This is a genomic window from Leptolyngbya sp. BC1307 (assembly GCF_002286735.1).
In the GTDB taxonomy this organism is placed as follows: Bacteria; Cyanobacteriota; Cyanobacteriia; order Phormidesmidales; family Phormidesmidaceae; genus Phormidesmis.
Window position 1 is genome coordinate 30,781 of sequence record NZ_NRTA01000026.1, and the last position, 26,455, is coordinate 57,235.

Annotated in this window: 24 protein-coding genes; 12 read left to right on the forward strand and 12 right to left on the reverse strand. The window is 53.2% G+C overall.

Features of this window, described 5'->3' with window-relative positions; translation table 11 throughout:
• Positions 1–41: 41 nt before the first annotated feature.
• The gene (locus CKL79_RS14290; protein WP_121970256.1) at positions 42–434 is read right to left on the reverse strand and encodes a VOC family protein; all 393 of its coding nucleotides are present in this window, start codon (positions 432–434) and stop codon (positions 42–44) included.
• 183 nt (positions 435–617) lie between these two features.
• Between CKL79_RS14290 and CKL79_RS14295 the strand changes: the two genes are divergently transcribed.
• Positions 618–962 (forward strand): DUF4870 domain-containing protein, encoded by a 345-nt coding sequence (locus CKL79_RS14295; protein WP_121970257.1) that lies wholly within the window; start codon positions 618–620, stop codon positions 960–962.
• A gap of 8 nt (positions 963–970) precedes the next feature.
• On the opposite strand, the gene CKL79_RS14300 is transcribed toward CKL79_RS14295, so the two are convergent.
• The 3 genes from CKL79_RS14300 to CKL79_RS14310 all read right to left on the reverse strand — a co-directional run bounded on the left by CKL79_RS14300 (position 971) and on the right by CKL79_RS14310 (position 4,848).
• Positions 971–2,158 (reverse strand): SAM-dependent methyltransferase, encoded by a 1,188-nt coding sequence (locus CKL79_RS14300; protein ID WP_240518865.1) that lies wholly within the window; start codon positions 2,156–2,158, stop codon positions 971–973.
• 222 nt (positions 2,159–2,380) lie between these two features.
• On the reverse strand, positions 2,381–3,295 hold the full coding sequence (locus CKL79_RS14305; RefSeq protein WP_121970258.1) for a M48 family metalloprotease: 915 nt from the start codon (positions 3,293–3,295) through the stop codon (positions 2,381–2,383).
• A gap of 347 nt (positions 3,296–3,642) precedes the next feature.
• Positions 3,643–4,848: a phosphoglycerate kinase gene (locus CKL79_RS14310; protein WP_121970259.1), complete on the reverse strand. Its 1,206-nt coding sequence runs from the start codon at positions 4,846–4,848 to the stop codon at positions 3,643–3,645.
• Between the two features lie 303 nt (positions 4,849–5,151).
• Here CKL79_RS14310 and CKL79_RS14320 point away from each other — a divergent pair, with 303 nt between their 5' ends.
• The 5 genes from CKL79_RS14320 to CKL79_RS14340 all read left to right on the forward strand — a co-directional run bounded on the left by CKL79_RS14320 (position 5,152) and on the right by CKL79_RS14340 (position 11,417).
• The gene (locus CKL79_RS14320; RefSeq protein ID WP_121970261.1) at positions 5,152–5,559 is read left to right on the forward strand and encodes a universal stress protein; all 408 of its coding nucleotides are present in this window, start codon (positions 5,152–5,154) and stop codon (positions 5,557–5,559) included.
• A 51-nt stretch (positions 5,560–5,610) separates the two neighbouring features.
• Positions 5,611–6,483 (forward strand): ribosome biogenesis GTPase YlqF, encoded by an 873-nt coding sequence (ylqF, locus tag CKL79_RS14325; protein ID WP_121970262.1) that lies wholly within the window; start codon positions 5,611–5,613, stop codon positions 6,481–6,483.
• 377 nt (positions 6,484–6,860) lie between these two features.
• Positions 6,861–8,087, forward strand: coding sequence for a glycosyltransferase family 4 protein (locus CKL79_RS14330; RefSeq protein ID WP_121970263.1), 1,227 nt, complete (start codon positions 6,861–6,863; stop codon positions 8,085–8,087).
• Between the two features lie 291 nt (positions 8,088–8,378).
• Positions 8,379–10,412: an ABC transporter ATP-binding protein gene (locus CKL79_RS14335; protein WP_121970264.1), complete on the forward strand. Its 2,034-nt coding sequence runs from the start codon at positions 8,379–8,381 to the stop codon at positions 10,410–10,412.
• Between the two features lie 72 nt (positions 10,413–10,484).
• Positions 10,485–11,417 (forward strand): Npun_R2821/Npun_R2822 family protein, encoded by a 933-nt coding sequence (locus CKL79_RS14340; protein WP_121970265.1) that lies wholly within the window; start codon positions 10,485–10,487, stop codon positions 11,415–11,417.
• Between the two features lie 93 nt (positions 11,418–11,510).
• Here the strand turns inward: CKL79_RS14340 and CKL79_RS14345 are convergent, their stop codons facing one another.
• From CKL79_RS14345 to CKL79_RS14355, 3 genes are all read right to left on the reverse strand, one after another.
• Entirely contained in the window at positions 11,511–12,368 is an 858-nt protein-coding gene (locus CKL79_RS14345) for a peptidoglycan recognition family protein (RefSeq protein WP_121970266.1), read from the reverse strand.
• A 146-nt stretch (positions 12,369–12,514) separates the two neighbouring features.
• Positions 12,515–13,159 (reverse strand): MotA/TolQ/ExbB proton channel family protein, encoded by a 645-nt coding sequence (locus tag CKL79_RS14350; protein WP_121970267.1) that lies wholly within the window; start codon positions 13,157–13,159, stop codon positions 12,515–12,517.
• An 87-nt stretch (positions 13,160–13,246) separates the two neighbouring features.
• Positions 13,247–13,981, reverse strand: coding sequence for a DUF2993 domain-containing protein (locus tag CKL79_RS14355; RefSeq protein WP_240518866.1), 735 nt, complete (start codon positions 13,979–13,981; stop codon positions 13,247–13,249).
• A 1,227-nt stretch (positions 13,982–15,208) separates the two neighbouring features.
• On the opposite strand from CKL79_RS14355, the gene CKL79_RS14360 reads away from it, so the two are divergent.
• Positions 15,209–15,847 (forward strand): NYN domain-containing protein, encoded by a 639-nt coding sequence (locus CKL79_RS14360; protein ID WP_121970269.1) that lies wholly within the window; start codon positions 15,209–15,211, stop codon positions 15,845–15,847.
• 116 nt (positions 15,848–15,963) lie between these two features.
• Positions 15,964–17,169 carry an LPS export ABC transporter periplasmic protein LptC gene (lptC, locus tag CKL79_RS14365; RefSeq protein WP_121970270.1) on the forward strand — a complete coding sequence of 402 codons (1,206 nt, stop codon included), beginning with the start codon at positions 15,964–15,966 and terminating at the stop codon, positions 17,167–17,169.
• Between the two features lie 60 nt (positions 17,170–17,229).
• Here the strand turns inward: lptC and CKL79_RS14370 are convergent, their stop codons facing one another.
• Positions 17,230–18,651, reverse strand: coding sequence for a D-alanyl-D-alanine carboxypeptidase (locus tag CKL79_RS14370; RefSeq protein WP_121970271.1), 1,422 nt, complete (start codon positions 18,649–18,651; stop codon positions 17,230–17,232).
• Between the two features lie 36 nt (positions 18,652–18,687).
• On the opposite strand from CKL79_RS14370, the gene CKL79_RS14375 reads away from it, so the two are divergent.
• Positions 18,688–19,365: a cofactor assembly of complex C subunit B gene (locus tag CKL79_RS14375; protein WP_121970272.1), complete on the forward strand. Its 678-nt coding sequence runs from the start codon at positions 18,688–18,690 to the stop codon at positions 19,363–19,365.
• Here the strand turns inward: CKL79_RS14375 and CKL79_RS14380 are convergent.
• On the reverse strand, positions 19,316–19,855 hold the full coding sequence (locus CKL79_RS14380) for a DUF4330 domain-containing protein (RefSeq protein WP_121970273.1): 540 nt from the start codon (positions 19,853–19,855) through the stop codon (positions 19,316–19,318). The two genes, CKL79_RS14375 and CKL79_RS14380, sit on opposite strands and share 50 nt — an antisense overlap.
• 347 nt (positions 19,856–20,202) lie before the next feature.
• Here CKL79_RS14380 and CKL79_RS14385 point away from each other — a divergent pair, with 347 nt between their 5' ends.
• The gene (locus tag CKL79_RS14385; RefSeq protein ID WP_121970274.1) at positions 20,203–21,051 is read left to right on the forward strand and encodes a M48 family metallopeptidase; all 849 of its coding nucleotides are present in this window, start codon (positions 20,203–20,205) and stop codon (positions 21,049–21,051) included.
• Here CKL79_RS14385 and CKL79_RS14390 read toward each other — a convergent pair.
• The 3 genes from CKL79_RS14390 to rlmD are packed head-to-tail and all read right to left on the reverse strand — an operon-like array spanning position 21,029 to position 24,489.
• On the reverse strand, positions 21,029–21,934 hold the full coding sequence (locus tag CKL79_RS14390) for a type III pantothenate kinase (RefSeq protein WP_121970275.1): 906 nt from the start codon (positions 21,932–21,934) through the stop codon (positions 21,029–21,031). The genes CKL79_RS14385 and CKL79_RS14390 overlap by 23 nt on opposite strands.
• A 4-nt stretch (positions 21,935–21,938) precedes the next feature.
• Positions 21,939–23,012 carry a UDP-3-O-(3-hydroxymyristoyl)glucosamine N-acyltransferase gene (gene lpxD / locus CKL79_RS14395; RefSeq protein WP_121970276.1) on the reverse strand — a complete coding sequence of 358 codons (1,074 nt, stop codon included), beginning with the start codon at positions 23,010–23,012 and terminating at the stop codon, positions 21,939–21,941.
• Between the two features lie 37 nt (positions 23,013–23,049).
• Complete coding sequence (gene rlmD / locus CKL79_RS14400; protein ID WP_121970277.1) at positions 23,050–24,489, reverse strand: 23S rRNA (uracil(1939)-C(5))-methyltransferase RlmD; 1,440 nt, start codon at positions 24,487–24,489, stop codon at positions 23,050–23,052.
• A gap of 352 nt (positions 24,490–24,841) precedes the next feature.
• Between rlmD and apcD the strand changes: the two genes are divergently transcribed.
• Both apcD and CKL79_RS14410 read left to right on the forward strand, forming a co-directional pair.
• Positions 24,842–25,330 carry an allophycocyanin subunit alpha-B gene (apcD, locus tag CKL79_RS14405; RefSeq protein WP_121970278.1) on the forward strand — a complete coding sequence of 163 codons (489 nt, stop codon included), beginning with the start codon at positions 24,842–24,844 and terminating at the stop codon, positions 25,328–25,330.
• A 172-nt stretch (positions 25,331–25,502) separates the two neighbouring features.
• Positions 25,503–26,159: a hypothetical protein gene (locus CKL79_RS14410; RefSeq protein WP_240518867.1), complete on the forward strand. Its 657-nt coding sequence runs from the start codon at positions 25,503–25,505 to the stop codon at positions 26,157–26,159.
• Positions 26,160–26,455: the final 296 nt, after the last annotated feature.

Below are 26,455 nucleotides of genomic sequence, written 5' to 3' on the forward strand. Positions count from 1 at the left end.
CTAGGCATGTACTTGGGATATCCCTCAGATTCGCAGCCAAATTAGACTTGTGCAGTAGCTGCGGCAGCCTCCTTGCCCTCAAACAAGTCATCCGGCTCATAAAGATACTCAAACCAGTTGCCGAAGGGATCGCGGCCATAGAAGGAGGCGGTGCCGTCGCGGTGGTCGTGGATTTTGCCGACTTTGACGCCGTCGGCTTTGAGCTTGGCGTAGGCGGTGTCGATCTCGGCTCTGTCGCTAAACACAAACCCAAAATGCGGCCCGGCCTGGTCATAATCCGGGCTCATCAACGCCAGCCCATCATTGCCCGCCTTCAGGTAGGCCCAGTCGCTGTCCTGCCAGACTATCTTCATACCCAGGTTCTGGTAAAAGCTAGCTGCTTTCGCCACATCCTCTACGCATACCGCTACGTGGCCCAATCGCTTCATTTGCATTGTTTTCTATCCTCAAAAGCATTCGTCAAAGTTCTTTCTATAGTTTAGTCGCTGACGGTTTTTACGATATCTGACCGTATTTTCTGGTTGGAGCCAGGCCGTTACTATAGAAACATCGAGCACAGACATTCGGTCAGCCGGTCATTTGGCTCTAAGGTAGAGCATTGCGAGGATTTTTATCTTATGGAAACAACTTTCGATTCTGACAAGCGCAAACTTCTATCAGTTGCGTCTCACGCCTCTATTTTCTTGAGTCAGTTAGTGCTGTCAGCCGGTGTGCCACTGGCGGTTATGGTGCTTTCAGAAGACTCAGTCACTAAGGAAAACGCAAAAGAAGCGCTAAACTTCCACTTCAACATGTGGCTGTATAGCGTTTTGCTAATCATTCCAGCCTGGCTGATTATTGGCCTGCCTTTGGTGGCGCTACTGGGTTTGGTGCAGATAATCCTGCCAATCTTTGCGATTTTGAGCAGCGTTACTTCACCTGATGGCACTTTCCGCTACCCTTTCATCTTCCGTCCCCTCTAGATATCGGTTTACATCATCGGTGGAATCGTCAGGCCCTTGAGCGGTCTGGCGATTTCTTTTGGGGTGAGTCCTTTGCCCTGAATGAGGACGCCAAAGTTGCCGAGCCCAAGCGGGCTGATGAGCTGCTGCAAGGCGTCGCGGCGCATCATAATGGCCTGTATGGTTTTGGCGGTGGCGGTTTGGTTGGTGGAGGAGTGGGAGAGTTGAGAGAGGCGATCGCTCAACCCCAACGCCATCAAAAACAGCCCCTGCTGCGTAAATCCAATCTTGGTCAACCCCACTTCATCGCCGTACTTTTCTAACGCCGTAAAGTCCACATGGGCCGTGATATCTTGCTCGCCCACACAGGCAAACGGATCGTCGTGATGGCCATGGCGATAGTAGCACTGTAAAGTCCCCTGAGCGCGAGCCGGAGCATAATAGCGCTGGGCAGTGTAGCCATAGTCGATAGTGAGTAAATAGCCCCGGCTTATTTTCTCTGAAACTGTTTTCGCCCAGTCGAGCGCGGCCAAATTCACCTCGGTTCGATAGCCATCTGGATGATCCGAAAGGTCAATGTCTACCCGGTCAAAATAATCTCGAAGCTGCGGTGTAGAGAGTTCTCCTAGCACCGGCACAAAGCCTTCTTCGATGACGCTCACCCACATTTCTTGCAGGGCATTTTCCCGTAGCTCGACCCAGTGCACCGGAAAGGCATCTACCAGCTCGTTTGAAAAAGCGCAGCCGACGATGGATTGGGCTGGAACTTCCGAGAGGTCTTGCCAGCTCAGCGAAACGCCCTGGTTTTGCCAGTGACTCAGCCGCTTTTGCTGCTCAGCTTTGAGCGCGCCTGATTTTTCGACCACGATGTAATTCAGGCAGGCAAAGCAGTCGGGATGGTGACTTTGCAGATGCGCCAGCACATCGGTGGCAACCAGTCCTTGACCTGCGCCCATTTCCATCAGAGTGAACGGGTTGGGCTGGGCCAGCGCCTGCCACATGTCGGCAAACTGCTCAGCGAGGATTTCGCCAAAGTCATGACCCATATGCGGCGAGGTGATAAAGTCGCCCTGAGGGCCAATAATGCTGCTGCGCGTAGAGTAATAGCCATGCGGATGGTACAGCGCCATCTCCATAAAGTCAGCAAACGTAATCCGCTGCCGTTCACTCTGCTCGATTCGCTGAGCAATTGCCTGCTGTAATTCTGAACTATTCAACGGCTATTCCTGCACTAAGCGATCTACAGGATAGAAGATTTGTAGTGGTTCTTTCAGATGCGCGATAGCGATCGCCGACTTGTCAGTTCGCACTGTGGGAATTGATCTGAGCGAATACTACATTGAAGACCTGGGCAAAATTCTTGGGATGTTGTGTAGTACATTGACACAGCCCTACACTACTCGCGGCTAGACAGAGCGGAGGGGTACGATGAGCTTAAACTAAGCAGCAGGACTCAATCCTTTAGAAGTTTCTACCAAGGCATCACTCTTTTCTAGCTGCGTCTCTGCCAGTGCTTTCAAGCGCTCGACGCGATCTTCAGTAGGTGGATGGGTGAGAAATAGTTTCATCAAGCCTTCCTTAGAGAGCGGATTGACAATGAATAGCGGGGCAAAGGCAGGATTCCCGTGAATAGGAACTTCCTGACTCATGGACTCTAAGGTTTCAAGCGCACGCACCAACGCTAAAGGATTTTGGGTGATTTCGGCAGCTCCCGCATCGGCGGCATATTCCCGGGTTCTAGAAATCGCCATGCGCAGCAGCGCCGCAGCCAGCGGGCCAACTACCAGCAAAAACAAAATCGCAATTGGGTTATTGCCTCGCCTGCCCACTCGCGCCACCGGAAAGTACAGTGCGCCCAGGGTCAGAATGCGACCTAAATAGGTCAATGAGCCGGACAGCGTTCCCGCTACTGCTTGGGTCAGGGTATCGCGATTGCGCACATGGGTCAGCTCGTGGGCAATCACCGCGTCCAGTTCGTCGGCAGGCAAAAGCTTGATGATGCCTTCAGTGAGAGCGATCGCTGCATGGTTCGGGTCGCGCCCAGTTGCAAAAGCATTCAGCGCTTCCGAAGGCACAACATAGAGCTTAGGATTGGGAACGCCAGCGCGATCGCTCAACTGCTCAATTCGGTCAAACAGCTCCGGGTTCTCTTCACGCGGCGTCGGTTTGGCCTTAAAGGCAGACAGCGCCGCCCGGTCAGAATAGTACCAGGAGCCAAAGCTGCTCAAAGCCGCAAACCCTAGACCGTAGTACAAGCCCTGCTCATCTCCTACCAGCAGATAGCCCGCCAGCACAATCAGGCCGCTGAGCAGTGCCAGCAGCAGCAGGGTCTTAAGCTGATTCATCCCAGCCATAGAAAACCTCGTGAGTCGTCGAAGTGTCATCTAACACTTTAAGCGGCCAGAGCGGTTCATCTCACCATTCGCGGGATAGACTTTTGGCTGAAAACGCAATATCCGCATGTAGAGAGCGAGCTTCTGCCGCAGTACTTATTTGGTCGTTTACAGATTCCGTTCTTTTGCCGTCGTAGGGTAACAGCAAATATTCGGTGAGGCTGGTTGTTTTGGTGAGTAAATCAGGCATCTATCAACCTTTCTTTCACGCGGTCTCCTGATCATAACAAAAGCCGCCATACGATAGAGTGTACGGCGGCTTCGTGATTTGACTATGACTTAGTCAATACATCCTTAGTTGATCAGAACTAGGCGTCATCCAAAGCTGCAATCCCAGGAAGTGTCTTACCTTCGAGCAGTTCCAGGCTCGCGCCGCCACCTGTAGAAATGTGGCTCATTTTGTCAGCGAGGCCCACTTTCTCAACGGCTGCTACGGAGTCGCCGCCGCCGATAATGGTGATGCAGCCAGTGCCAGTGAGGTCGGCTAGGGTGTGAGCGATCGCCTCCGTCCCCTTAGCAAACTTCTCCATTTCAAACACGCCCATCGGCCCATTCCAAATTACGCTCTTGCAGTCACCTAGCGCATCTTGAAAAACCTTGACCGAATCAGGGCCAATGTCTAACCCCATCCAGCCATCGGGAATGCTCTCTACACTGACTGTTTGAGTATTCGCATCCGCCGCAAACTTATCGGCTACGACCACATCAGTCGGCAGCAAAAATTCGACGCCCTTTGCTTTAGCCTTGGCTTCTAGTTCTTTAGCCAGCGCTAGCTTATCTTCTTCCACTAGCGAATCACCCACGCTCAGGCCACGAGCCTTGTAGAAAGTGAAAATCATACCGCCGCCGATGAAGATCTTGTCTACCTTGTCGAGCAGCGTATCGATTACGCCGATTTTGGAAGATACTTTAGACCCCCCAACGATTGCCGCTAGAGGGCGCTGAGGATTGTCTACAGTAGACTGCAAATACTTCAGCTCTTTCTCGATTAAAGAACCGGCAACCGCTGGACTCAGATACTCGGTCACACCCGCAGTAGAAGCATGAGCCCGGTGAGCTGTCCCGAAGGCGTCATTAACATAGAGATCGGCATTAGCGGCTAGCTGCTTGGCAAACTCAGGGTCATTGCTGGTTTCACCGTCGTAGAAGCGGACGTTTTCTAATAGCGCCACCTGACCGTTGTCCATGCCAGCGATTTTGGCGGCTACCTCATCACCAATGCAGTCGTCGCACTTGATTACGGCTTGGCCTAGCTTTTCAGACAGCCGCTCAGCGACCGGCGTTAGGCGCATGCTATCGACGACTTTGCCCTTGGGCCGACCAAAGTGGCTAGCCAAAATCACCTTGGCTCCTTTTTCTACCAGGTCTTGAATAGTGGGCAAAGCGGCCCGGATGCGAGTATCGTCAGTGATATTGCCCGCATCGTCTAGCGGCACATTGAAATCAGCTCGGACTAGCACCCGTTTGCCAGAAACATCGGACGCAGATAGATCAGCTAGTGCTTTCTTAGCCACAGAATATACTCTCCTAAAAAATATGTAACGTTTAGCTGCACCAGACCCGAAAGCGGGACAAAGCTTGTCTACCCTAGATCTCGAACGTCAGCTAGATCTCGAACAAGCATCTGATGCACCAGGCGGCGGTGCAGGTCGTCAAAACTGCTCTATGCAATTGCCTGCGATAGGCAATACCCATCCCCCGTTTGTTCACATTTTACAGAAGTCTGTGATCTCTTCTGAATCTAACCTGACGAATAGATCTAAACCTGATAGAAAAGCTCTTCACTGGCCCTATTTCACCGGCCCCGTTCCATAAACATGTACAAAACGCTTTTATTTTCGATAGATTCTAGCCCTGGTGCCAAAAAGGTCATTCAAACCGTCTTAGATATGGCTCAGCTTTGCCAGTCTAAAGTGGTGCTGCTCTCCGTCGTTGAACCACCGGAAAACAGCGACCCTTCTCATCCTGAGCAAACCTCAACGGAAGCGGTCGCTTCACTACTCACCCAGGCCAAAAAGCTATTTGAACAGCGGGGGTTCGAGACTGACACGATAGAGCGCGAAGGCAACCCGGCTTTTGTGATTTGCGATATTGCTGACGAGGTCTCAGCCGATCTGGTGATTATTGGCTGTCGGGGGATTGGCCTGACTGATGAGGGCCGTGAAGACAGCGTCAGCGCCCGAGTAATCAATCTCTCGCCCTGTCCGGTGCTGGTGGTGCCCTAAGTTATGGCGTAGATTAAGAGTCAGTCTGCTCTTTCTTCGCGCGTTTGCCCTATGTCCTCTCCGTCGATTCAGTGGTACCCAGGACATATTGCCAAGGCAGAAAAGGCGCTGCAAGAGCAGTTGAAGCGCGTCGATGTGGTCTTAGAAGTTCGCGATGCGCGGATTCCGCTAGCGACGTTGCATCCTGACTTAGAATCGTGGCTAGGCAGTAAAAAGCGGGTGCTGGTGATTAACCGGGTGGATATGATCACTTCAGAGGTGCGCGATCGCTGGCAGCAATGGTTCAAAAGCCAGGGCCAGGTAGCCTACTATACCGATGCCAATCAGGGTAAAGGCGTCGGTCAGATTGCCAGAGCGGCGCAGGCAGCTGGGGTGGCGATGAATCAGCGGCGGCAAGAGCGAGGGATGCGATCGCGCCCGGTCCGCGCTGTCGTCATTGGCTTTCCTAACGTCGGCAAATCTGCCCTAATCAACCGCTTGCTCAAGCGTCGCATCGTCGAAAGTGCCCGCAAAGCAGGGGTGACTCGCCAGCTGCGATGGGTTCGCATCTCCGATGAATTAGAGCTGCTCGACGCGCCCGGTATCATCCCAGCTCAGCTGACCGACCAAGCGGCAGCGCTAAAGCTAGCGATTTGCGATGACATTGGTGAAGCCGCTTACGATACCCAGCGGGTGGCATCAGCTTTTGTTGACCTGCTCAAGCAGCTAGACAGCGAAGCGCAAACAACCGAGCGCACTCAGGCTTTGCAGTCGCGGTACGACATCGACGCAACCGACTGTACAGGTGAAACCTACTTGCAGCGCTTGGCCGAACAAACGTTTCATGGCGACTCAGAACGCGCTGCCCGAAAGCTACTCATTGAGTTTCGCAAAGGCGTATTGGGCAAGCTTAGTCTGGAGTTGCCCCCTGAGCTGCCTCTATAGACGTTCTGAGGCAATAACGCTACTGGCGGTCAAACAGATCTGAGCTTGCGCTTTACCTTGTGCCGCTAGCCGATGGCATGGTTCAGACGCAGCCCAACCCTATCTCTGATGATGAGTCGAGACCGGCCAAATGGGTGCGATCGCGACTAGACCGTATGAAGCGCAGCCAACTTTGCCCAAACTGGATAAATATTTAACGAAGTAGCCTCAGAAAATCTATTGACCAGGCTATGGGTGGGCTACTATTCACACGTGATCGGGGGCAATTTTCCAATCTGTGCTGGGAATTAGATACTAAAGATCAGAAAACGTTACAGTCCGATTCCTATTTCGCTGGGTTACGACCGCCCTTTTCGTTTGTTTAGCGCTCTACATTTGTGTCCCAACTTGCTTCTGCCCTAACCGTTTCGGTCATAGCCCCAGATCTTGCCGGTGGTGGAACTACCCGCGTCTATTTAGTGGCCAATGCCCTACAGCAGCTCGGCTGTGATGTCACGGTCATCGGCTGTCAATTTGCAGAGCAGCTTTACCCCGTACCCCCTGCCAATCTCAAAGTTTGCGCAGTGCCCGCAAGCCGCTCGCTCCGCTATATGGCGAATCTCACTCAGCTACTCCCCAAAATTACGGGAGATGTGATCTACGCCATCAAGCCAAGGCCCACCAGCTTAGGGACGGCCCTGCTCAAGCAGATGACCTCGCGGCGACCGGTGATCGTCGATATTGACGACTGGGAAATGAGCTGGTTTGGCGGCGATACTCAGCGCTACCGGCCCGGGCCAAAGCAGCTTGCCCGCGACCTGCTCAAGCCCAACGGGGCCTTGCACAATCCAGAGCATCCGCTCTATCTAGAATGGATGGAAAATTTGGTATCGCAGGCAGACGCCGTTACAGTGACGACGCAGTTTCTCAAGCAGCGCTTTGGCGGCTACTATTTACCCAATAGCAAAGATACCGACATCTTTAACCCAGCGGACTACGATCCGATCGCCAGTCGGCAAAAGTATGGGCTGACCGGCTACCGGGTGCTGATGTTTCCAGGGACTGCCCGCCCTCACAAAGGCTTAGAAGATGTGCTGATCGCGCTCGACCAGCTCAATCAGCCAGACCTGCGGCTAGTCATCGTTGGCGGTCGCAAGCCGGATAGCTACGAAGCAGACCTGTTTGAGCGCTGGGGGCAGTGGCTGATTAAGCTGCCGCGTTTCCCGATTGACCAGATGGCAGAAGTGGTGTCGGCGGCACATGTGATTGTGGTGCCTCAGCGCGATCGCGCCACTGCCAAAGCCCAATTTCCGCTAAAGCTGACAGATGGCATGGCGATGGCAAAGCCCATTTTATCAACCCGGGTAGGCGACATTCCAGAAATCTTAGGCGGCACTGGGTATCTAGTCGAGGCTGAGTCACCCGACCAGATTGCTACCCAGCTGTCGCTCATCTTTCAAGATTTGGACGCTGCTAACCATCGGGGACAGCGCGCCCGAGCCAGGTGTATAGAGCACTACAGTACCCGCACCATGGCAACCCGCCTGCAGACAGTCATAGCTGAGGTTAGCGCTGGCCGTACACAAGGCAGATCGCCTCAGAGAGCCGAAGGCGGTATCTCATGAACACTGGGGGCGGTCAGAGGCAACCGCAATCGCCGGGAAACAACAGTAATAAACGGGATTTCCTACTCTGGGGGACGGTGGTTGGCTCAGACACCGGTTAATTAGCAACTGTTCTCTAAACAGTTGCCGCATACGCCAGTATCGCTGGCTCACACAACCAAAATTTCATCCATCCTTCATCTAATAGCCTGCTTTCGACCCGTAAGGTAGGTGGAGACTTAGCCACGAGTATTCAATTTACCGGGTCTATCAGTATCTGCCACCATCCAGTATTTCTGATAAATAGGGATCATGCATTCTAGACAACTCCTCATAAAATCACTGCTTCGATATCCGGTTCTAGTCGTTCTTACGGTTTTACTGGAGTTTTCGGGCGCTCTGTTTAACGGCTTCAGTACGGTACTGATCGTTCCTATTTTATTAGAGCTTCTAGGTCAGTCTACAGAGCTGACAGGCCAGCTTCCCGGTATCTTACAGCGGTTTTTAGGCATTTTTGACGGCGTTGCTGAGGGCTACCGGCTGCCAGCTATGGCGATCGCCGTAGTCGGCATGATCATCTTAAAAAACGCAGCAACCTACGGCGGGTCACTGGTTTCTAATAGCCTTAACCGGAAGCTAGCGGCCCACTTACGACTAGAGGGACTGCGAATTTTACTGGGTGTAGACCTGTCCTACTACGCCAAAACCAGAGTAGGCGACTTGATTAACCACCTCAATATTGAAGTTAGCCGTACGACTATCGCCGTACGCGCGCTAGCTCGCATGGCCACTGCCATCATCACAATTTCGGTGTTTGTCGGGTTACTGCTGTGGACCTCTTGGCAGCTAACAGTAATTGCCATAGTTGCCTTAGGGGCAGTCGCCTTGGTCAACCAAACCGCTGTGCGACAGGCTAAGGTCTATGGCGCGGAGCTTTCGCAACTCTCTCGCAGCTATTCTGCTCGGATTGTCGAAATCCTATCAGGCATTCGTCTAGTAAAAGCCACTGCCAATGAGGATACAGAGTATGCGGGGATCAGTCAGCTGATTGCTGATCGGGAGATTTCGGAGTATCGCTCTCAGCTTTTGTTTGCAGGCATTGCCCCTGTCAACGAAGTCTGTAGCATTATTGCGCTGATCAGCGTAGCAGCAGTCGGGCGAATGGTGATGGCCGAGCGAATAGAGGCGTTCTCCTCAATTTTGCTGACTTATTTGCTGGTGCTGTTTCGCATGCTGCCTTCGATTGGTCAGCTCAACTCTGCGCGTAGTCAGCTCGCCAATGTAGGGCCCAGTGTCGTCGTCGTCAGCGAGTTTCTCAGGCGCGATGACAAGCCTTTTATGAACCCGGGGCATAAACCCTACGCCCAGCTACAGCAAGGCATCCACTTCAAGCAGCTATTTTTCCGCTACCCCGGTAGTGAAAAGCCGGTGCTCAGCGGCGTAGATCTATATCTCAAGAAGGGCACTACGCTGGCGCTAGTCGGGGCGTCGGGCGCAGGTAAATCGACCCTAGCAGACCTACTGCCCCGCTTTTACGATCCGACGGAAGGCCAAATTGAAATTGATGGCATTGACCTTAAGGCTTTAGATACCAAGAGTTTCCGGCGCAGCTTAGGCATTGTGAGCCAGGACACGTTTTTGTTTAATGCCTCTGTACGAGACAACTTGATTTACGGTCGGCCAGAAGCAACCGAAGACGAAATCAAAGACGCAATGTACCGGGCAAATGCGCATGAATTTATCTTGTCTTTACCCGAAGGGCTGGAGACCCTGATTGGCGATCGCGGTGTTTTACTATCCGGCGGTCAAAGGCAGCGGTTGGCGATCGCCCGCGCCCTGCTGCAAGATCCTGACATCTTAATTTTGGATGAGGCCACTAGCGCGCTCGATACGATTTCCGAACGGCTGGTACAAAAGGCGATTGACGAACTCAGCAAAGACCGGACTACGCTGGTGATCGCGCACCGGCTTTCGACAGTACAAAATGCCGACCAGATTGCGGTTATGGATCAAGGCCAGGTGGTTGAAACTGGCACGCATACGGAGCTATTGAATAAGGGCGGCTACTATTCGCAGCTCTGTGCCATTCAGTTCTCTGAGAAGATCAAAGACGAGATGTATGGTCAGGAATTTTCCGAATGGGAGGACACGGTCAACCGGGCTTCTTATGAAATGCGATCGCGGCTAAGCAGTATTTTAGGCATCCTGGGCCTGCTGACCGATGGGATCACCATTCAAGATCGCAGAGAGCGCGACGAGATGACGGCCTCAGCCTACGAAACCACGCTCAGACTGCTGAAGGTGATCGAAGATTTAGAAAAGTCTGGCCGCGAAGTACTTAATTAGTCAAGCGGGCTCAGTTGGCTACACTCGGCGTTTTAGCAATAGAGAGCAATATAAAAAGCAAGAGGGAAAGCCATGCGCGGTGTGTATATAGTAGCCAACGATAAGGTGGGGGAAAATGCGATCGCCCTGGTTAGCAGCCTGCGCCTTCACGAGCCCGAGCTGCCTATTTTTTTGATCCCCTTCAACGAGGACTATCACACCGTCGCCAGTCGCTTGGCAGAGCTGTATCAGGTTCAGCTTTTTCCCGACTTAGACTTTTTAAGGTCGCTCACGCAAAAGATTGGCGAGATTTTTCCGCGTGACTTTTTGGCGCTGCCCAATAAGATGCGCAAGCTGGCAGCCTGGTTTGGGCCGCTGGATGAGTTTCTCTATATCGACACTGATATTCTTTTTTTCACGCCCGTCTCCGATACGCTAGCCTATCTGGATCAGGCTGATTTCATCTGGTGCGACTACCACTTTAAAGGAGGACTGGTAGATGTCTTTTCTGATGTCGTCCCTGAGCAAAATTTGTTTAGCCCCGAAGCCTTACAAGACGTATTTAATAGCGGTCTCTGGGGGTCTAAGAAAAGCAGCCTCACCCTCGATCAGCTCTATGACTTGCTAGCAGAATGCGCCGCCCATCGCGAGTATTTTGATTTTTCTAACGGCACGACCGACCAGCCGATTATGAATTTTTTGGTGCTTAAGGCGATCCCCAACCGGCTCAACATCGTTAAAGCCAATCCGGGTGAACCGGGTAGCTGGGGGGGCTCATCTCACTTTGAGCAGCGAGACTATGTGCTTTTTGATGGCGATCGCCCCCTACGCTATCTGCATTGGGCCGGTACGCCCATGCGGGCAGGGGGCCCCTACCGCAGCCTGTGGGAGCACTACCGGTATCTCAATGATCCGACTGGCAAGGCGCAGGCCACCGCTGCTCAGCCCGCTCAACCCTCAGTGCTACAGCAGATGAAGGCCCAGATAAAATCGCGGCTCAGGTCACTGCTGAAAAGCGCTCACTAGATCTGCCCAACTGACAGAAACCCAGTTCTTAAAAACGAGACAGCTAAAAACGAGACAGCCCGGCGGCTCTGGGCACTGCTATTTACAAGAGTTCTACTGAAGGGAGGCCCGGTTGGGATACTGATGTAGCAACGTCAGCAATCGTTCCCGATCAAAAGAGCGGGGGTCAATGCGCGATCCGGATCGATCTACCGCTTCGTGAGTCGTGATCCGCTCATCAGGAATAGTGGTACGAGAGAGTAGCCAGGCTAATGAGCGGTACTGAGCCTCTGTATAGCCGCTGTGGGTCAACGCACCGTTATTACGTCCGTCTGGCGGCGATTCTAAAGATATATGATAGGCAAAATTGTTAACTGAGCTGGGAAAGCCGGAATTGGTGGTAACCGACTCTTCGCCGCTGGCCGTTTTGAAGGCAGAATCGCCCGCTCCGAAGGCTCGCTGCTCGGGCGGCACGACATAGATGACCGTACCATCTGCGCTAATTAAGGTGTGATAGCTGACCTGGTCTTCATCTCGCAGATTAGGAGCCTGAAACGTATTGATAGCGCTCTGGGCTGACCCCACTGTTTCGTGAAGCACCACGATGTAGTCATTGCTGACAGGAGTTCCGACGGCATCGACTGTATAGCGTTCTCCGTAGTTGGTCGGGTTGGCCAAAAACACTTCCTCTGGCGGTCGGTAGTCTAAACCGGTCTGCGTCAGCGAACCGCTGGGAAAATTAGCTGACAGCGTAGCAGGCAAGTCCGTGGGCAAGTCAACCGTCTGGGTTGGGTCACCCTCCGCTGACGGCGCTGGCGTCACATCAGTAGACGCCCTGCCAGCGGGAAGCGAGCTGACGGACTGCCTGATCTGAGCGAGCGGTGCTTGAGCAGAGTCAAAGGCAATGGCCAAAATGACCGTCAAAAAGAAGGCAGCAATGCTAATTGCCCAAACGAGCCAGGGACGACGCATAGAGAGAAAAACAGGGATAAGAGCGCAGGTAAAAACGGGCAAATCAAGCAGGTAGACACAGAATAAAGGCGACGGACAACTCAAAATATAGCTTTGACTACATTCGGAGCGATCGCCGCAATATCACTTCGATCCGCAGACGGCTTTCAGGCGCGCTGCCGGGCCAAATACTGCCGGTAATACTGACGGTACAGCAGCTCTAGTCTGCCGCTATAAGATTCAATGGCGGCTCGCTGGCGTCGGTATAGTCCTAAAAATAAATTGGTAAACAGTAGGGTGGCGATCGCGACCACTAGCCCAGCCGCTGTAGAAATCAGTGCCGTACCAATGCCCGCTGTCACCGCCCCCGACGACTCACCAACGGCCTCTCCCACCCGCAGCGACGAGAAAGACTCCATCAGCCCCAAGATTGTCCCCAGCAGCCCCAGCAGCGGAGCTACGCCCACAATCGTCTCAAACACCGTATTGAAGCGCTTCAGCAGCGGTAGTTCGCCCTGCGCCGCACTCTCTAGCGCCAGCCGAAAATCTTCTGGCGTGCCCTGATCTAACGTCAGCGCCGTCAAAAAAATTCGAGCAATAGGAAACTGTGTTTGCTGACGCAGACGAGCGATCGCGCTCTGAGGCTGGGTGATGTAAAGATCCAGCACCTGCTGGATGAACTTATCCTGCTGCTGATAGAGCTGTAGCCAGAATAGCCCACGTTCAAAAACTAAGGCTGTAGCCAGTAGCGAAAACCCTAGCAGTGGCCACATCACTATTCCCCCTGAGCGAAATAAGTCAATCAGCCCCATGAGAACGGCACCTCAGCCTATACGGTCTACGACAGTCGCGGCTAGCGGTAGCCAGGCGCTGGTCTGCTCAGTAGCGTACAGCGATATCTACATGCCTGGGAAGTGCTCAATCTCAGCGTAGCCATTGAACAGCAGTTGCTTGCCTTCTATCTCTAAGCGATTTACTCGTAGGGAAACACCATCCAGGTCAAACCGCTCTAGATCCACCATATTATTCAGCACTTCAACGAAGCCTGGCATCAGCGCTTCAGAGAGCCAGCAGACATCTTCTGAGATCTCACTCGGGTCAAACTGCGTGTCGGTAAAGACTACCCGGCGGCGGCGCTCAACGCTGATCTCTGCCGACAGGCAGATAGGCACGTCTTGGCGGTTGGGCAGGTCGGTCATCGTCGAAATTTTCACCCGCCGATTGGGCTGTAAGACAATATGAATATCGCGAAAGGACACAGGCTCACCGCCAGAGAGGTCGGTGATTGCCTCGCTTTCTACATTTTGCAAATGCTTTTCTACCAGGTCAGCTTTAAACGCCCGGTTGATGCCTGATTCGGTCATGGTGACAGTGGCGATCGCATGGGTTGCCTGCTTCATGCGAATTTTGCCGCCCATCAGCCCAGAAATGTCTAAAGACACGGCATCTGTCTCAAACTCCATCTCCGCCGCTTCAAACATTTTGCGGATAATCAGGCCGCGACCCTTCATCTGAAAACTATCGACGACCCCCTGCAAAATCTTGCTAGAAGGCGAGCAGCGAATCGAAACTTCTACAGACTCGCTGCGGGTAAACAGCTGTTGGATAGCCTGACGAGCCACGGAGTTCAGCATGTTTTCGCCGAAATCCTTGGAGGGAGATTTAGAGCCTAGCAGACCACTTAACATGCTTGAGGTAAATACCTGCTTAAGAGGGGCAGTCTTACTTGTAACAAAATATGAACAAGCTTGCCACGGTATCGGAGCTATCTTTGGGATGAATCGTGTCTGATGAGTCTGATAATATTTCTAAATACTGCGGTGGTTACCGACGCTGTCTATTATGCTCAATCATTGACTGGCTATAGCGCCTACCGAAATATCACAGCAGAGCGCTCCGCTGAATAGCGCCTCTCTAGATTGAGAATACTCCATAGATAGAATCAGCAGTTTTTATTGCTAAATTGCTGCCTTGCTGATGCAATTCCTGTCTGCTTCTGTCTATAAAGTGCCTTATCTACACAGCGAAGTCTACAGGGCCGCATGGGTGGGGCGCTGCCCCATATCGACCCATTTTACCGAAATAGTCAAGCAGACAGCTATTGGGTAAACGCAGATGATGTTAACGCCTAGCGTCTGATATTTTAGATAGCTTCAGCGAATTTTATCCGGTATTTTTCAAATGTTTTTGAGTGTCTATATCTTCCGGGAGAGGCACAGACAACCACACACAGCCGCACCTGTAAAGCGCGTCTGTACAGGCGTCTTCTTTACACCAAACTGATTGTCTGTGTTAGTGATTTCATTCCTTTAGATGAGATTAAGTTATCTCGGCGCATCCCGCAGCCAAAATTCTTTACTGTATGATAATCAAATATACACAAGGTTCTTTGATACCAATTGCTATAAGCGTTCGGTTAGTGCTTTTATCTAGATATCTTCAATCAGCTAACTGCCGTATTTGACTCAGCCCAGTTAGAAAGCTGATTAGCAAGCGCTTCTCTGGCCAACTTTTCTGGCCCAACTGGGTAGCTCAACCTGTCAATTGAATCTGATTGCTTATTCGGCAGGTTCGGTAATAATAGTCAACTCGCTCGTGGTAATAGCTTTGCGAATACTACCAGGAATTGGGTTGCTAACAGTTGTCAGGCCGCAGGGCGCTTCTAATAGTACTTCATCTAAGATCATCAGCATGGCGCTGCCTGTCCGTTGTTTGGACGATTCCCGCGTTGCTGCTTGACGCCTGGATATTCGCTATCTTGAAACTATGTCCTGGGGAATGATAGGTTCTGCCAGCGGCATAGAAATTTAAATCCAAAGGTCAATCCATAGAAACCCTGCACTCTTTCAGTCAAAAAGATTATGTTAAACACTCATCAAATTCTGGGTCATGATTCTGTTTTTACGCCTGAGCAGGTATTGGAAAACCGGGGCCGTATTGCCATTTTTATAGACGGATCAAATCTGTTTTACGCTGCCCTACAGCTGGGTATTGAGATTGACTATACTAAGCTACTGAGCCGTTTAACTGCCGGTTCGCGGTTGTTTCGGGCCTTTTTCTATACTGGCGTAGATCGTACCAACGAAAAGCAGCAGGGGTTTCTGCTTTGGATGCGTCGAAACGGCTACCGGGTGGTCGCTAAAGACCTGGTACAGCTACCGGACGGCTCGAAGAAGGCCAACCTGGATGTAGAAGTTGCCGTAGATATGATGGCTCTGGTGGACTCTTATGACACGGCAGTCTTAGTCAGTGGCGATGGCGATCTGGCTTATGCAGTTGATGCTGCTAGCTATCAAGGGGTTCGTATCGAGGTCGTTAGCCTGCGCTCAATGACTAGCGATAGCCTGATCAATGTTTCTGATCGCTATATTGATTTGGATGGGATTAAAGACGATATTCGCAAGGGCGCTCGGGGCAGTAATCCTACTGCTCAGCACAACTATACCTATCGTCCCCTTTCTAGCATAGCGGTGTTGGACGAGGCCGAGTCTCATCCTTAGGCTGGCCCCTACTAGATGGCCCCTACTAGATGGCTTCGTCAGGGCTGCATCGCTTGAGACAAACTGTCATCAGCTAGCTAATCAACTGGCTAATTAAAAAGGGGGATTGAGAAGCGTTGAAAAGTCGGTGGTATCGATGGACTGCGGTCGCCGCAGCGGTCGTCGTTTTAGTCGTGGCGTTGCGCACCTGCAGTTCAGATCGCAATCTGGCAGATCGCGATCCGGGCGAACAGATCGAAGCTGAGCTTACCCTACAAACCGTGACGCTTGAGCAGCCTGACGAAAACGGCAATCTGCTGTGGCGGCTCAAAGCTGAGTCTGTGACCTACAGCCCTGATAAGCAGCGCGCCGAACTCACGGGGCTAGACGGCGAATTTTTTCAAGCTGATGAGATCATCTACACCGTGAAAGCCGACCAGGGCGAAGTCCAGCAGAACGGCGAAACCCTATTTTTGAGCGGCAATTTGGTGGCGACGAGCACCGAAAATGAGCTGACGATGAAGGGCGAGAAGCTCAAGTGGCAGCCCAAGCAAGATCTGCTGGTGCTGGGCAACTTTGAGGGCGATCCGCTGACTGAGGAGACTGGCGACGACGCGGACAAAGCTCCCGTTACTGGCTTCAATCCTCAAGTGGAAGCTGTCGCCCAAATGATGCAGGTCTCTAATAAAGAAAACCGGGTGGAGCTAACCGGCGATGTCGTCGCCAAAAGCAAAGCCTCTCCCTGGATGGCCTTCACATCAGACCATCTGATCTGGCTGACCGAGCAAAAAGTGATCGAGGCCGATCAGCCGCTACAAGTCGAGCAGTATCAGAGCAAAAACTTTCAGACGGTGAGCGATCGCATTACAGGCCAAACGGGTCAGGTTCAGCTCGCTGAGAATATCGTCACCCTTACTGAGGCCGTGCAGCTAGACCTGCTCAGCCAGCCACTTAAGGTCAGCAGTGAAATAGCCGTATGGGACGTAGACGCTGAAACCGTGCAGCTCGATCAGCCGGTTAACATCAATCAACCAGTGCGTAAAATCACCGCCTCAGCTAACCAGGCCAGCCTGGACTTGGCTCAAAAAATAATTTACCTGGTCGGCAATGTCCGGGCTAACGGCGAAAAAAACGACACCCGCCTAACCGCTGACCGAGTCACCTGGCAGACCACCAGTCAGCAAATAGAGGCCGAGGGCAACGTTCGCTATCAGCAGGCCGCCAACCCAGAGGTATCGATGAGCGGGCCTAAAGCAACTGGCAATCTTGAGCAGGGCACCGTTGTCATCACTGGCGGCGAATCTGGAGAAGTCGTGACTGAAATTGTGCCGGGCGAGTTTTAGTCGGCTGAGTGGCTGAAATCCGGCATGGCCGCCGGTCAGCGAGCTGAATAGCGCATCTGGCTAATTGCTGTACATGGGCTGATTTCGCTGCGGATCGCCTAGCTGGTAAGGTGCCTGACCAATGTTTACGGTCGTTTTTAGCTCTGGTGGAATCTCAGTGGCTTTGCCCCACTGCTGCTCTATGGCGGAGACTACCTGATCCTGGCGCGATCGCAAGTCATTCAAATCCGACCCGTAGTTCAGAATAGAAAACCATACGATGCCCTTTTGCTGAGTTGGCACAGCGCCCGCCAAGGCACTGACTACCGCTAAAGTGCCCGTCTTTACAACCGCGTTATTAGGAATATTGCGGTCTGTCACCGTGCCGCCATCTGCACCGACGACCGGAAAAATGTCAGAGAGGGTGAAGCCTTGCGATCGCAGCTCATCCTGCATTTTTTGCAACATGACCACCGCTGCCCGAGGAGACATCTGGTTGCCCTCGCCCAATCCAGAGCCATTGATCAGCGATAGCTCCTCCGGCGGTAGATCAGTCGCGGTCTCCATCTGGCGAACGACCGCTGCTGGGCCGCCCAGGCTGCTGGCAATCTGCTCGGCCATGGCATTGTTGCTATAGATATTCATGGCTTTGAGCACGGCGACCAGCGGCATCGAGTCATGGCGAACCAGCCAGCCGCTGACCCGGTTTTTAGCGCTGCTAGGATCGCTCACCACTTCACCATCAATCTGAATTTGCGGCTGCGGTGTGCCTGGCGGCATACTCTCATACGCGCTTTGAGCTGCATAGTCCCAAGCCGTTGCATTCATGGCCTGCTTTAGCATTTGGCCCGAGGCACTCTGGCTAGCGTCAAAATTCATGGTGAAGCCGCCAGCAATCACCAGATTGCCAGTGACCTGGCGAATGCCCATTTGCTGGAGCGTATTGCCAAGGGCGATCGCCTCCTCCCAAACAAACAGCGGATCGTAGCCGCCTTCAATCACCAGATCGCCAATGACGACGCCATCTTCAAGCTGGCCTTGCCAGCCCACCAGGGTCTCAAAGCGGTACTCTGGTCCCCAGGTGGACAGCGCAGCCAGACTAGTGGCGATCTTCGTCAGTGAGGCGGCTGGGCGACGCACCGAGCCCTGATGCTGGGCGACGGTATACGGGCCGACGGCTACCCAGACGCCCTGATCGCCCGTGAGATAACCGTTGGTCGATAGCCCGTTCAGATAGCCCGAGACCAGCGAGTCAGCGGCAGGATCGCTAGCGATCGCCGTCCTCACCCAAGCAGACTCCCAGTCAGGGCGAATATCCACCGAGCCCAGGTTTAAGCCCTCAACCGGTTGCCACGATCCCCAGCCCCAGACCACCCCTAATATCGAACCCAGTACGCCTGGCACCCAACCCGGTTGCCAGCGGCGTTCTAAAAACTTCAGCACTAAACCTATGTTCCTCAGCAGATCCGTTCGTCGATATCTTGCCAAAGATACACTATCCATAGTGCACCTGTGCATATAGCGCGAGCATTCCCTACCATGGCCCGACCCGACCAAAATCAAGTTTTACGACGGCTGCCCATTGTCGTGGGTGCCCTTGGCGGCACGCTGCTGTTTATCAACCGTATAACTACCCCGCTACTGAGCGAGTCACAGTCGCGCGCCGATGCCTTGGGGGTGATTTTGAGTGCCCTGCTGATTTTGACGGGTCTGCTGTGGCAGCGAATTCAGCCCAAATCACCGGAAGTCGTCACGCTGATAGGCGAAGAGGGCTTTGATTTAGTCGAGCAACTGCCCGAAGCGGTTCAAATCGAGCTGGCTTGGGCATCGCATTTGCTGCTGACTAACACGGCCACCCGCAGCGTCGTCGTCTATTACGATGGCACAGTGCTGCTCAGACGCGGCGTACTAGGGCCAAAAGAGACGCTAGTTCCTGGCAATATCGTTCAGCGCATCTTAGATAAACAAAAACCGGTCTATCTGGTCAATCTCAGCATCTATCCGGGGCGCATAGAATTTGACTATCTGCCGCCGAATACGCAGGGGGTGATCTGTCAGCCGCTGGGCGATCGCGGCGTATTAATATTAGGTGCCCACGCCCCGCGCAGCTACACCCAGCAAGACGAAGCCTGGATCACCGGCATTGCCGAGAAAGTAGGTGACAGCCTTAGCCGCCTTCTCCCTCCAGCACCCGCACAGCCACCGTCGAAACCTTAAAGTTGTAGTCTTTACCCTCGATCTCGACAGGTGTGCCGATTTTGATCGGGACACCCAGCACTGGGCCATCGGCGGTGATCTGCGCCTGTCCGCCTAAAGTGATCAGCATATCTGCGGTGTAATTCAGCTCTGGTCTGGGGTCAGGATAGGATTTGACAGTGCCATCTGGCTGAGGCACCGCTACGCTGCGAGGCAGGGCCTGCACTTTTTTAACCCCAATCTTGCCATAGGGCTGGTTGCGCACAATGATATTGGTAGAGTCTGCCTTAGAGAGGCTGGTTAAAAACTCTTCCGGATTGAGCACAGTCAGGCCCCGCGCAATTACATCCACCTCGATCTCTTGAGTTTTTGATCCGACTTGAGCCACCGAACCTTGAGAACCTGGGTAGAAAAAGATCCCGAAGATCACCATGACGATTGCCAGCGCCGCCCCCAGATCTAATAGACTCAGCTTGCCAAAGAGCCGTCCCTGAGAATCTAAAATTGCCATCGCTTTACTCGTCTACACAGCTTCAATTGCACAGTCCTTTTGCGGGTGCCTCACGCCTGACAGCGCTAGCCAGATGCCCTCTTCAGCAGCAGTCTGTGCACTACAACCACAGTATTTAATCACACTTTCAAACGGTCATTCCTTAAGGTGTGCTGAAAGGTGTGCTGATGGGGCCTGATAAATCGTGGAGATTCATACGGATGAGCCTTGCCAAAACACACCATAGGAAGGACTGCTTTCAGTTTTGAAAGTGTCACAATTTGACCAGAATGATCCGTTGAGCTAACTAAGCTGAGGTAGGGAGCATTTCACTAAGCACTTGCAACTAATCGTCTCTAAATTAAACTATGTCTAAGCTGTTGGACTTTAAAAGCAGACTCTATCGCCGGTTGGTCTACGGACTGGTCGCGATGACTATGGTCTTGGGCATCGGAGTAACGACCGCTCAGCCTTCTCATGCGGGCTGGCTAGACCTGATATTTCAAGGAGTTAGGGTCTATCAGCTCTCTAACATGTCTAATGAGCAGGAAGTTGACCTGGGTCGCGGTATCAACAACCAGCTAGTCAACAGCCGCCAAATCAGGCTGTACCGCAACGAATCGCTCAATACCTATGTGAACGATATTGGCCAGCGGCTGGCGGCGGTGAGCGATCGCCCTGGCATTCCTTACACCTTTCAAATTGTGCAGGATAGCTCAGTCAATGCCTTTGCTACGATGGGCGGCTATGTTTATGTCACGACAGGGCTAATGGCTGCTGCTGACAACGAAGCTGAGTTAGCAAGCGTGATTGGACATGAGATTGGTCATATTTCAGGTCGTCATGCAGTTGAGCAGATGCGGCAGGCGGCGATTACTCAGGGTATTACTGGCGCACTCGGGGTCAATCGCGATCGCCTGATCAACATCGGCGCCCAAGTCGCGTTGCAGCTGCCCGCGAGCCGCAGCGCTGAGTACGAAGCGGATCGGCAAGGGTTTGATACCCTGGGTCGTGCGGGGTACGACCAGGCAGCAATGGTGGCCTTCATGAAAAAGCTCGTGCGTCAGGGCTCACCGCCGGAGTTTTTGAGTACTCACCCGGATGCTCGCAATCGGGTGACCCAGCTTCAGCAGAATCTAAATGAGTCTGCGCTACCGCAGGCAACAGCAGGGATGAGTGAGACGGCTTATAGCTCTAATATTGCGCCGTTGCGGTAGAGGCAGCCATTACCGTTTGCCGGTAAACCTGCATTCCCAAAAACATCAAATGGCTATCGACTTGAACCCTGGAGGCAATCTCTGGGGTTTTCTGCTGAAGCAGGGTATACAGCAAAGGAGCATCCCCACCTGTGAAAACGACCTTGCCCTGAGGAAATTGTTGCCACCAGTCAATCAGATAGTCAGTGACAGCGGCGATCGCCCCGTAGGCCAGTCCGCTAGCGATCGCCCCAGCCGTATCGGTCGCCCACCGTTCTGGCAGTATTGCTGGCAGCGCCGAAGTCACTGCCGAAGTCATCTTTTGAGAATCTGCTGCTTCAGAGCGGGATTGACTAAAGGCGATTGCTTCGGCCAGTGCCGCCGTCTTTTGAGTGAGCGCCTGCTCTTGCAAGCGGATGCCCGGTAAAATTGCCCCGCCGTATACCGTTAGTTGACCCGCCTGACTAATGCCAGCGGTAAACGTCAAAGCAGTGCCACCATCGACTACGAGCACCGGCCAACCGACAGTACTGCCTGCCCCCAGCAGATTAATAGCGCGGTCAACGCCCAGCGTGGGATAGAGATTTGCCAAAGGAATATGCGATCGCCGGACCGTTTGCACCGATGGGTCACTCGCCCACAGCGCAGTCTGCGCCGGCACAACTGAAGCAATCCATAGCGCTGACGGTAGTAGGGCCATCTGAGGTAAACCCGACTCTGCGAGCAGCGTCAGCCCATCTACTTGCTGCCAGGCTTCCGCCTGGAACCCATGCTCGATTAGCTGGCTGACTATCTCAGCCGGCAGAGGCGGTGTATGCCAGGTGCCGACCAGCCTTTCCTGATCAAAAAAACCCCAGTGCAGGCGAGTATTGCCAACGACGAGAGCTAGCCAGGCTGTTGCCATCAGACTAATCTTGCCCTAGCTGGCGCTGCAGTTGCTTGATCGCCTTGGCCATTTCCGGCAGTCGTTTCATCAGCAGCGCCGACCTGAGAAAAAGCTTGTGCGGCAGAGCGGGTGAACCCGAGACGGCCTCGCCTGGGGGCACATCGCCGTAGATACCTGCCTGCGCGTGAAGAATTGCGCCTTTACCAATATGGGCCTGGTTAGCAATCCCGACCTGACCGGCTAAGATCGCCCGGTCGCCAATAGTTACCCCACCGGCCATGCCCACCTGACCGGCCATCACCACGGCTTCTCCGATCTGACAGCCGTGAGCGACATGTACCATATTGTCAATTTTGGTATTGCGGCCAATTCGGGTTTCGCCAACGGCTGGCCGGTCTACGGTAGCGTTACAGCCAATTTCGACGCCGTCTTCGATGACGGTGATGCCAGACTGGTGCATCTTCTCCCAGCCCGCAGCGGTCGGCACAAAGCCAAACCCCTCTGAGCCAATCACCGCACAGCTATGAATGACACAGTTAGCACCAATTTGGGTGCGCTCGTGAATCACGCAGTTGGCATGGAGCGTGGTGCCTGCGCCAATGCTGGCCCCTGGGTAAACGACAGCGTTCGGGTGAATGCAGACGCGATCGCCCACCTCAACCTGCGCCTGGATGACCACGTGAGGACCAATGCCCACATCTTTGCCAATTTTGGCGGTTGGGTCGATCACAGCGCTGGGATGAATGCCGCTCGGTAGCCGATAGGGCTGGTAAAACAAGTCAATGACGCGCGCAAAGGCCAGCCGAGAATTTTTAACGCTGACCCAGGCTTTACCGCGATCGCTTGCCTGAGCTTGCAGAATCGGGTCGCCAGGTAAAATCAGAGCGCCTGCCTCAGTTGTCTCCACAAAGCGGGCAAACTTGCCCCCCTCGACGTAGCTAAGCGTACTGTCACTGGCGGTTTGAATAGCCGCTAGCCCCTCAATTTGGCGATCGCCCTCCACCTCAGCCGCTTCCTCGCCCGGCTGACTCACCGCCACCAAGCTCGATGCGGTGACTTCATCACCTAGCGCCGCCACAATCTGGCTAAACTTCATTTGTGCCTCCCTCTATCGGTACACACCTCGTTCGCCATTAAGCTACCAGAAAGGCTGCGCACTCTACATGGGCAGTCTGCGGGAAAAAGTCGGCAGGCTGCACCCGGCTGACCCGGTAGCCCCCTTCTTCGCAAAGCACCTTCAGGTCGCGGGCCAGCGTCGCCGGGTTACAGCTCACGTAAACAATTCGCTGCGGTTTAATTGCGATCAGCGCCGCTAGCACCGTCGGTTCACAGCCTTTGCGGGGCGGGTCTAGCAGCACGACATCGGGCGTTATATCCAGGTTTGGCAATAGTTCTGCGACATCACCAATTTTGAATTCGGCGTTCTCAATTTGGTTGAGCGCTGCGTTTTTTTCAGCCTGGGTCACCGATTCGGTGAGTGATTCTAAACCGATACAGCGCTTCGCCTGACGAGCCAGCGGCAGGGTAAAAGTGCCCACCCCGCAATAGGCATCTACCAGTGTTTCTTCGCCCGTCAGCGCCAGTTCTGCCTGTATGTGCGCTAGCAGCCGCTCTGCCTGTACGGTATTCACCTGAAAAAAGGTGCTGGGCTGGATGTGAAAGGTGAGCCCGGCAAATTCCTCTTCTAAATAAGACTGTCCGGCGATGCAGTAGGTATCGGGGCCAAAAATAGCGTTCGTCTTCTTCCAGTTGAGGTTAACCAGCACGCCGACCACATTAGGATACCGGTTCATCCACTGCTGCGCCTGCTCGTGAATGCCTTTGAGCTTGACTGAGCGGCTCACCAGCGTCAGCAAAATCTGCCCGGTGCGTCGGCCCACGCGCAGCGATAAGTGCTTCAAATGTCCTCTGTGCAGCTTTTCGTCGTAGATCTTCCACTGGCGAGCTTGCAGATCTTGCTTGACTTCGGCTAGCAGCGGATCGAGGCGATCATCCTGCACTGGGCACTGGTTGAGATTTACCAGGCGGTGCGAGCCTTTGCGGTAGTAGCCAGCTTTTACATCCTGGGTTTGCGATCGCCCCAGCGGATAGGTCGCCTTATTGCGATAGCTCAGCTGCTCTGCTGAAGCCATCACCGGATCAACCGGCACACCCTCCAACTTGCCAATTCGCGCTAGCGCATCTACTACCAGATGATGCTTAGCTGCTAGCTGCGCTTCGTAGCCCACCGGCTGCCACTGACAGCCGCCGCATTTATCGGCCACCATACAGGCAGGTCTCACCCGCTGCGGCGAGGGCTTGACGATGCCTGCTGGGATGCCAAAGCCATGAGTGGCTTTCACCCGGGTCAGCTTCACGCGCATGATATCGCCGGGCACAGTGTTAGGCACAAACACGACGCGGTCTTCCCAGCGACCGACCCCATCACCACCATTGCTCAGATCGGTGATGGTCATTTTCAATATCTCCCCCTGCTGCCATTTAGGTTGGGGCGGCTCGGCTGGCCATATCTTCTGTGACCCGCTCTCTACAGAGTCTGGCTGATGTTGGGGTGAGGGTAGTGGAGAGGTCATAGTCACTTTTGAAGTTGGCGAGCTGGGACTGGCGAGATAGGATGACGCCGGGTATCAGGCGAATTGATCTAAACGCTCAGCCTCTCAGTATGGCGCATTTATTCTCTATCGTTTTTCTCTGTGGCGCGTAAATCGGGTCAATTGTGGCTTCAGCAGCTTCTCAATAATAAGAATTAGTCATGTGCTTAACATTTCTTGAGGCTTTTCTAAGGTGAGGCTTTACCGCGCTTCTCTTTGCTTGTAGAGGCTTATAGAGATCGGATTATGACAAAACTGAGAGCGATCGCTTTCCTTGACGACCCCGAAGTCGCTAAACTGTGAATATCAATAGAGTCACCGCAATCTAAAAATTATGTCTGTTGTCAGCCAAGTAATTCTCAATGCAGATGACGAGTTGCGCTACCCCACTAGCGGCGAACTCAAGGGTATTGAAAACTTTCTCAAGACCGGCAATCAGCGGATGCGGATTGCTCAAACGCTAGCGGATAACGAAAAGAAAATTGTTTCTCAAGCTAGCAGTTCGCTCTGGAAAATCCGCCCAGACTTCATTGCCAAAGGCGGTAACGCCTACGGTCAAAAGCAGCGCGCCCTATGTCTGCGTGACTACGGCTGGTATCTAAGGCTAATTACCTACAGCCTCATCGCTGGCGACAAAGACCCCATTGAGAACATCGGTCTGATCGGCGTGCGCGAAATGTACAATGCGCTGGATGTCCCTGTTCCTGGCATGGTAGAAGCTATTCGCTGCCTTAAAGACGCTTCTCTCAAGCTGATGAGCGAGGAAGACGCCGCTGAAGCCGCCCCTTACTTCGACTACATCATTCAGGCCATGTCTTCCTAGGCTTGCTCGCTATCAAGATTGGCTAAAAGTCGATGCTAAGGGCTGGGGGGAGTGTTGTGCGCTTCCCCCTTTTTGTGAGCGATCGCGATCGCCGCTGTAATCTTGCGGGTGTAGTGAGTACATCTGTACGTTTAATTTGAGATATCCTTAAGCCACAGCGCGTTAGCTAGCTATGGTCTATTCTTCTCGTACAGCCTCCAGCTCTAGATCACTCGGCCCAACCGCCACGACCTGTCTGGGTAGAGTCGTCAAATCTAACTCTCACTGCGACTATGTCGTTCAGCTCGACACCCACAACGACGTTGAGAATCCGCCGCAGATTGAAGACTACGGGTTTGGACAGTTTGTAAAATTTGACAGCCATCGGCATTGGGCCGTGGGCATTGTGTATGACTCTCAGCTGTTTAATTCAGCTTTTCTCAACAGCGGACCCCGGCTTACGAGCGCCCCCGATCCAATGTTTACGCCCGACTTAATCCAGGACACCTGCATTCTACTGAATATCGTTTTAGTGGGTAGTTTGCAGCTAGGCGACCCGCATAGCTACGGGCTGCACGGCATTCCCAGAGTGGTGGTGCCGGCTAATACACCGGTTTGCCGAATGAACACTGCTGAGATTCACAGCTTTCATCGGTCTGCCGAGGGTAAGCCGCAGTTCGCCTATTATGGTCATCTGCTACGGGCTGGCGGCGGATTTGCCGCCCAACTTACTCAGCAAGTACTCGCTGAGCTAATTGCGACAGAGCTATTTTCTGGAGCAGATCAAAGAGCGCTTCAGGTCTTGTGTAAAGAACTCTCATGGAAAAGCACCATGGGCGCTATTCGCTGAGCGGCGTAACCTGTCTACTAGCCGTCAGCAAACGGGCGAAACCCTTACAGAAGTGAGTACTCCTTAAGGCAGACATCAGCGCTACTGAAGATTAATGCCTTGAAATATTCCGTTACATTTGCTATGATAAGTACATCGGTGAGATAAACGCTCTTTTTCGAAGCGTCCTCATCCATACGTACCTAATTACTGGAATAATAATGACTACTACACTACAGACACGCCAAAGCGCGTCGCTGTGGGAGCAGTTTTGTCAGTGGGTCACCAGCACCGAAAACCGCCTCTATGTAGGTTGG